Consider the following 4383-nt stretch of genomic DNA (forward strand, 5'->3'; position numbering starts at 1 on the left):
ATTTCCACACAGCCTCTACCGAGAGCAGCCATTAAGCATCCGCAGAAACTAACTATGCTTATCTAGCCCAGTGATGAGCCAAGAGTGTGCTCTCCACGTGCAAGAATGAGCATCAGGTTCCCGCCGCCAGACTCTGAATTTGTGCGATCGCATCTGCCATTCCTTTCGCCACTCCGTCTGGTTTTATATCCATACCTTCGGCATACACAAATTCGACCTTTGTAATGCCAACTAATCCCAAGACTGAACGCAGATATGGCGTGACTGCATCACTTGCTAGCCCTTGATGCATTCCACCCCAGGAGCTGAATACGATGGCACGAACGCCTGTCACCAGCCCCATCGGGTGAGTCTCTGTATAGCGGAATGTCACATGAGCGCGTGCGATCAGGTCAAACCAGTTCTTTAGCTCCGTTGGAACATTTAGGTTGTACATGGGGGCTCCGATCAGCAGCAAATCGCAAGCCTTGAGTTCGGTAATCAGTTGATCTGACAGAGCAACGCCTTCCTGGATGTGCTCTTGATGGTTCGCTTGGCCACGCAGTGCTTGGAAAAGTTCACGATCCAGCACGGGTAAACGCATGGCTGGCAGATCGCGCACTGTTACTTCATCGGTATAGCCTCGGGACTTGCGCTCAGCAAGAAATGTGTCCATCAGCGAATTGGTACGAGATTGTTTGCCGTTGATACTGGACTGCAAGACAAGAATTTTGCTCATTGAATAGCTCTATGCAAAGACATTGTGTCGATATCCAAGATCCTAACAAGACAATTATTCTCGATTGTGTATAAATTTTCGCTACATTGGTTCCAAAAAGGATTCAATAAATGGTGGTTAGTAGCTTGAATGGCATAGAAGTGTTTGTAGCTGTTGTAGAAGCTGGGAACTTTGCAGAAGCTGCGAAGAAGATGTCTCTGACTCGCTCAGCAATAGGAAAGACGATTGCTCGCTTGGAGAAGCGTTTGGGTGTCTTGCTCTTTCGACGAAGTACGCGTAGCCAGTCTCTCACCAAAGAAGGAGCACTGTTCTATGAGCACTGTCAACAGGCTATAGAGGCTGTGCGAATAGGCGAAGAAGCACTGGAAAGCGGCAAAGGCAGCATCAGCGGTCGGGTGCGAATATCCATGCCAGTGCTATTTGGACAGATGTGCCTTGCACCAATTCTGTTTGATCTTGCTAAGGAACACCCAGATTTAATTCTGGATATGTCGTTTAGCGATCGAACGATAGATCTGATTGAGGAAAAATTTGATCTCGCCATTCGCAATGGAACCCTGCCCGACAGTTCCGAATTGTCTGCAAGACAGCTCGGTGAACACCACATGGTATTTTGTGCCTCAGCTTCATACCTGCATCGTCGAGGCACACCCACCACATTAGAGGAGTTGCTTTTACACGATGCAATCGCATACACGCGTCAAGGTCGCATACACGAATGGAAGATTGAAGACAGCGGTGAGTTGAAATTTATTCGCCCGAAATCTCGAATACTGATGGATGATATGCATGCCATTGCGAATGCAGCGATCACTGGATTAGGAATCGCTTGGCTGCCGTCTTTCCAAGCCCGTAAACATCTTGATAGCATGCAACTGCGTCCGGTGCTTTCACATCTATCAAGCGTGACGCAGCCAATCAATGCATTATGGCCCTACACGCCACATTTACCATTAAAGGTCCGGCTGATCGTTGACACTTTGGTTCGAGAGTTACCGATACGATTAGCCAAAATAGGTATGTGATCTCTGCATCCCCTATTTAAAACTGGATAGACCAGCGTTTTTCAGATAGTTAAAAATCCAATTAATCAAAAAAGTCCTATGTCTGCTATGAAGCTACGAGCAGTCAGTCGGCATTGCGATATGACAGACAGCAATCGCTGCGAAGCCGCCGCTGGTTGCTGTCCTTCGACTTAAAAATTCCAATGACTGCCGATACACAGAGCAGTCGTTGAGCCGAGGCTTCTTTGTGGTTTGAAGGCCGTCTAGGAAAAGCTGGTCGATTCATGGTCCATAACCGTCGCCATGTATATACCCGCCTTTCATTGACCTCTCATCGGCACTTCGGTGCGGTAGCGCTCGACCGCACGCAGCAGAAGATCTAAAGGCCCTCCAGGCTCTGAACTTCAAGCACATCGTCAATTAGGACGAGGGGCTTTTCATCTATATCCGCCGACACCTAATCCGATGTGCAATGTTCAAGGCACTGTTGTGCGTGTCGTACTGCAAGGCACTTTGCCCTGCAGTTTTGTGTCTCGTCTTGGCCCAAACCAAACTCTTTGCGAAGAAATCGTTAAACGCAGACCGGTGTAGAAAACACCAAATGCTGTTAACTATAAAAAACGTAAGCACATTTAAAGTTTTGGCGGCCTCAGAAAGGTGTTCGAGCAATGAAAGCCATCAGCGAATGGGGCCTGTCAATCCACGAACCGATGACCGTCTCTGATCCTGGCAGTTTCACTTGGAGTGGATCCGCAGATATGGTTGTGGTGGGTCTTGGCGGCGCTGGAGTGGCCGCTGCGCTTGAGGGGTGCCAGCGAGGCATGAGCGTCATTGCTCTTGACCGATTTGCTGGCGGTGGCTCGTCGGCAGCCAATGGTGGTGTTTTCTATGCAGGGGGAGGCACCGCAATCCAAAAAGCCGCAGGCGAAGATGATGACCCTGCCAACATGTTTGCATATCTCAAGATGGAGGCAGGCGATGTAGTTGCAGATGAGACTCTTAGGGCCTTCTGCGAAAAAAGCGCGGCCGATGTTGACTGGATGATGGCTCACGGGGTGCCATTCGAGCCCAGCATTTATCGAAAAAAAACCAGCTACCCACCGCTCGACAAGTTTCTCTACCATCCGGACAGCACACTTGCCGAACCCTATCGCAGCATCGCCCGGCCTGCTGCCCGTGGTCATCGGGGGGTCATGCGTAACGGCAACAAAGCGTGGGGGCTAGGTGTATCTATTTACGACCCACTGCGTTCTGCTGCAATTGCAAAGGGCCTTGATTTTCGGCGCTTTGCGGAGGCCAGGCAACTGGCTCTCGACACCAATGGACGTGTCATCGGAGTGCGTGTTGAGCGCATCGCTGATCCAGACTCTGCGGCGGCTTTTGAGCACGCGATCGCTCGTGCAAATTGGTGGATGGCACTGCTGCCGCCAACATTTTTTGGCTCACAGATCAGCTATAGCATTGGTTCCCGATACCTTGCCAAGGCAATGCGTATTGAGCAAAAGTCGCGAGTGTCGGAATGGATTCATGCCCGTCATGGTGTTGTGCTGAGTGCCGGTGGCTTCATCCTCAACAATCAGATGGTCCAGCATTTCGCACCCAAATATGCTGCCTCAATGCCCAATGGAACATTGGGTGATACGGGTAGCGGCATCATGCTTGGCGTATCAGCCGGCGGGCATGCTGACCTTATGGAGCGCGTATCAGCATGGCGCATGATTAACCCTCCCGTGGCTTGGTCGCAAGCAATCATGGTCAACGCCCGCGGAGAACGCTTTGTCAACGAAACGCACTATGGAGCAGCGATCGGTGACGCTTTGGTCGAACGCAACGGAGGGCGCGCATACATCATTCTGGATGCGAAGCTGCGCAAGGCTGCGCTACGCCAGGCATTTGGCCCTGAGACGCTCGCATTCCAACGTGACATCACCCTACTTAACGTATTGTTCGCATCGAAAAAAGCATCCAGCCTAGATGCGATGGCCGAACGGATGGGTTTTGACCGCGAAGCATTTCGTACAACCATCGCCAACAATAATGCGGCTGCACGCGGAGAGATTCCAGACCCTTTCGAGAAATTGTCCAGCGATATGGCTGTCATCGAGGATGGCCCATGCTGGGCAATCGATGCATCGGCCGACAGTAGCACTTTCCCTCTCGCGTGCATGACAGTAGGCGGGCTGCGTGTGAACGAAGTCACCGGAGTTGTGCAGCGTGAGGACGGCTCAGAAATCGATGGACTATATGCTGCTGGTCGTACCGCGATTGGCCTGTGCTCCCATCTATACGTAAGCGGCCTTTCCTATGCTGACTGCATTTTTTCAGGCCGTCGTGCAGCGCAGGCAATAGGAAAGAATGTCTCACCTCATACCTCTTCAAATGAAGAAATACGGTCAGATCAAATCTAAAAGCTTGCAGCTAAGGAAACTCTGCAAAACTCGATTTCAAGCGTGATAGTGCTTGAACGAGTGTGATGTTCCCTTACCCCTGGCACTCAAGATGCCCGCGTTTCGCGGGCATCTTGCTTTTTATGCACCCACACCCTAAGGGTTCCTGTCATTCAGATTGGGACTGCGACTGACTCAAACTAGTCGAATTCACAGCTTAAAGCCGACTTACGGTGCCAAGGTCGGCTTTGCAGAAAATTGCGATCAGACGCTT

Annotated in this window: 3 protein-coding genes; 2 read left to right on the top strand and 1 reads right to left on the bottom strand. The window is 50.9% G+C overall.

Annotated elements, in window-relative coordinates; all coding sequences use genetic code 11:
* Window positions 1-112: 112 nt before the first annotated feature.
* A complete protein-coding gene (locus tag AC2I9W_RS17520; protein ID WP_219164438.1) occupies window positions 113-718 on the bottom strand; it encodes an FMN-dependent NADH-azoreductase in 606 nt (201 codons plus the stop codon).
* Window positions 719-828: 110 nt separating this feature from the next.
* Between AC2I9W_RS17520 and AC2I9W_RS17525 the strand changes: the two genes are divergently transcribed.
* Complete coding sequence (locus AC2I9W_RS17525; protein WP_257469247.1) at window positions 829-1743, top strand: LysR family transcriptional regulator; 915 nt, start codon at window positions 829-831, stop codon at window positions 1741-1743.
* A gap of 647 nt (window positions 1744-2390) precedes the next feature.
* The gene (locus AC2I9W_RS17530; RefSeq protein WP_486411194.1) at window positions 2391-4130 is read left to right on the top strand and encodes an FAD-binding protein; all 1740 of its coding nucleotides are present in this window, start codon (window positions 2391-2393) and stop codon (window positions 4128-4130) included.
* Window positions 4131-4383: the final 253 nt, after the last annotated feature.

This window comes from Comamonas sp. FUJ_7 (genome assembly GCF_057369555.1).

Excerpts from the sequence above, each read along its gene's own strand:
- AC2I9W_RS17530 (WP_486411194.1), top strand. The coding sequence starts at position 2,391 with ATGAAAGCCATCAGCGAATGGGGCCTGTCAATCCACGAACCGATGACC.
- AC2I9W_RS17520 (WP_219164438.1), bottom strand. The coding sequence starts at position 718 with ATGAGCAAAATTCTTGTCTTGCAGTCCAGTATCAACGGCAAACAATCT.
- AC2I9W_RS17525 (WP_257469247.1), top strand. The coding sequence starts at position 829 with ATGGTGGTTAGTAGCTTGAATGGCATAGAAGTGTTTGTAGCTGTTGTA.